The organism is Arhodomonas sp. KWT, from assembly GCF_010993615.1.
On sequence record NZ_WNXE01000288.1, the window covers coordinates 1 to 2,530 of the forward strand.

Here is a 2,530-nt window from a genome sequence, read left to right on the forward strand (position 1 = left end):
GCGCTGGCGCTGGCACCCGTTGCCGCGGGGCTCGCATGGCCGGTTTTCGGGTGGCTGGTGACCCCGGGCGTACTGGCGGTGCTGGTGGTACTATCGGTGCTCACAGTGCTGGCCAACGCCGCGCGGCTGCGCTACCAGGAGGTTGCCGGCGGCGGGCCGGAATGAGCCGGCGGCGTGCCGCCGGAGCGAATGGTCGATGCCCGGGAGGAGACCCCATGCTGCGGCAACTCGCGATCGCCACGGTGGTGGCCCTGCTCGTCGTCGCCTGTGCGACCTCGCCGACGGGGCGGCGCCAGCTCCAGCTCTTCCCCGCCGGCCAGATGCAGGCCATGGGCGTGGCTGCCTTCAAGGAGATGAAGGACGAGAAGCCGGTGCTCGACAACAAGGCGGTGACCGGCTACGTGCGCTGCGTGGCCGACGCCATCACCGCCGTTGTGCCCCAGCGCTACCAGCCCGACGGCGACTGGGAGGTGCGTGTGTTCGACCTCGACAGCGCCAACGCATTCGCCCTTCCGGGCGGCAAGATCGGCGTCCATCGCGGGTTGCTGGAAGTGGCGAAGTCGCCGGATCAGCTCGCTGCGGTCATCGGCCACGAGGTCGGACACGTCATGGCCGACCACAGCAACGAGCGCATGTCCCAGCAGTTTGCCGTGGGAACGGGGCTGGCCGTCGCCGGCATCATCGCCGGCAACGGCGACGGTGACCGCCAGCAGGCCCTGGCCCTGCTCGGCCTCGGTGCCGAGGTGGGTGTGCTGCTGCCGTTCAGCCGTCTCCACGAGAGCGAGGCCGACACCATCGGCCTGGAGCTGATGGCCCGGGCCGGCTTCGACCCACGCGAGAGCGTCGCGTTGTGGGAGAACATGGAGGCGGAGTCCAAGGGCGCTCAGCCGCCGGAGTTCCTCTCCACCCACCCCTCCCATGGCTCGCGTATCGACGGCCTCCAGTCGGACATGCCCCGTGCCATGTCCCTGTACCGCCAGGCGCAGGAGTCCGGGCGCAGGCCGGGCTGCAAGCGGGTCACGCCCTAGTCGAAGATCACGGTGCGGTTGCCGTAGGAGAGGATCTTGCGCTGCAGGTGGGCGTGCACCGCCTGCGCGAGCACCAGCCGCTCCAGGTCGCGTCCCTTGCGCACCAGCTCGTCGACGTCGTCCCGGTGGGTCACCGGGGTGACGTCCTGGGCGATGATGGGCCCGGCGTCGAGTTCCTCGGTGACGTAATGGCTGGTCGCGCCGATGATCTTCACGCCGCGGGCATGGGCCGCGTGGTACGGCCGTGCGCCGGCGAAGGCCGGCAGGAACGAGTGGTGGATATTGATCAGCCGCTCGCGATAGGCCCCGATCAGCGCGGGGCCGACGATCTGCATGTAGCGCGCCAGCACCACCAGATCGATCTCGTGGGCGCGTAGTAGCTCGAGCTCGCGTGCCTCCTGCGCCGCCTTGTTCTCCGGGGTGATCGGCAGGCAGTGATAGTCGATGCCGAAGCGCTCCGCGACCGGGCGCAGGTCCTCGTGATTGGAGACGATCAGCGGAATGTCCACCGCCCACTCGCCCCCCTGCCAGCGCGAGAGCAGGTCGTAGAGGCAGTGCGGCAGCCGGGAGACGAACAGTGCCAGCCTCGGGCGCTCGTCGGAGAAGTGCAGCCGCCACGTCATCCCGTAGTGCCCGGCGATCTCGTCGGCGAAGGTCCCGCCGATGGCCTCCGGGGCGATGCTGAATCCGTCCAGCGCCCACTCGACGCGCATGAAGAACACGCCCTGGCTGTCGTCGACGTGCTGGTCGAAGTAGACGATGTTGCCGCCGTGGCGGGCGACGAAATCGCCCACCGCCGCGACCAGGCCGCGCTGGTCCGGGCAGTGGGCGAGGAGGATCGCGGTGCGCTGCGGGCCGGTGCTCATGGGGGGTTGCCTTCACTGGCTGATGCACGGGATCGCGTAGTGTACCGCAGCGCCGGGGTTGAAAGGGACGTGATGAGTCGTCATCCCCTTTAACGTTCGCAGGCTATCTATATCGATCCTCTCAGAGGTGATTCCGTAAGGGGGACTCATGGCAATGGAGTACGTTGAATCCGCCGGTGCCCGCATCCCGAAGCTGGGCTTCGGCACCTTCCAGCTCGATGACGACAACGCCCGCGAGATGGTCCGTACCGCCCTGGAGGCGGGCTACCGCCACATCGACACGGCGCAGATGTACGGCAACGAGGCCGGTGTCGGCCGGGGTATCGCCGATGCCGGCGTGCCCCGGGAGGACATCTGGTTGACCACCAAGGTCTGGGTGGACCGTTTCCGCGACGGCGACCTGCAGCGCTCCGTGCGCGAGAGCCTGGGGCGTCTCGGCGTGGACAGCGTCGATCTGCTGCTGCTCCACTGGCCGAACCGGGATGTCCCGCTCGGGGAGACCATCGGCGCGCTCAACGATGTCCGCGAGCAGGGGTTGGCCCGCCATATCGGGGTGAGCAACTTCCCTGTGGCGCTGGTGCGCGAGGCCGAGGGGCTCAGCCGCGCGCCGCTGGTCACCGACCAGGTGGAGTATCA

3 protein-coding genes are annotated in these 2,530 nt (G+C 68.9%); 2 read left to right on the forward strand and 1 reads right to left on the reverse strand.

Annotated elements, in window-relative coordinates; translation table 11 throughout:
- The first annotated feature begins 215 nt into the window (after positions 1 to 215).
- Complete coding sequence (locus tag G7A99_RS17975) at positions 216 to 1,028, forward strand: M48 family metallopeptidase (RefSeq protein WP_018716363.1); 813 nt, start codon at positions 216 to 218, stop codon at positions 1,026 to 1,028.
- Here G7A99_RS17975 and purU read toward each other — a convergent pair.
- On the reverse strand, positions 1,025 to 1,894 hold the full coding sequence (gene purU, locus G7A99_RS17980; protein ID WP_163142751.1) for a formyltetrahydrofolate deformylase: 870 nt from the start codon (positions 1,892 to 1,894) through the stop codon (positions 1,025 to 1,027). The genes G7A99_RS17975 and purU overlap by 4 nt on opposite strands.
- A gap of 154 nt (positions 1,895 to 2,048) precedes the next feature.
- Here purU and G7A99_RS17985 point away from each other — a divergent pair.
- On the forward strand, positions 2,049 to 2,530 hold a 482-nt coding region (locus tag G7A99_RS17985), incomplete at its 3' end, for an aldo/keto reductase (protein WP_163142753.1).

Excerpts from the sequence above, each read along its gene's own strand:
- G7A99_RS17975 (WP_018716363.1), top strand. The coding sequence starts at position 216 with ATGCTGCGGCAACTCGCGATCGCCACGGTGGTGGCCCTGCTCGTCGTC.
- purU (WP_163142751.1), bottom strand. The coding sequence starts at position 1,894 with ATGAGCACCGGCCCGCAGCGCACCGCGATCCTCCTCGCCCACTGCCCG.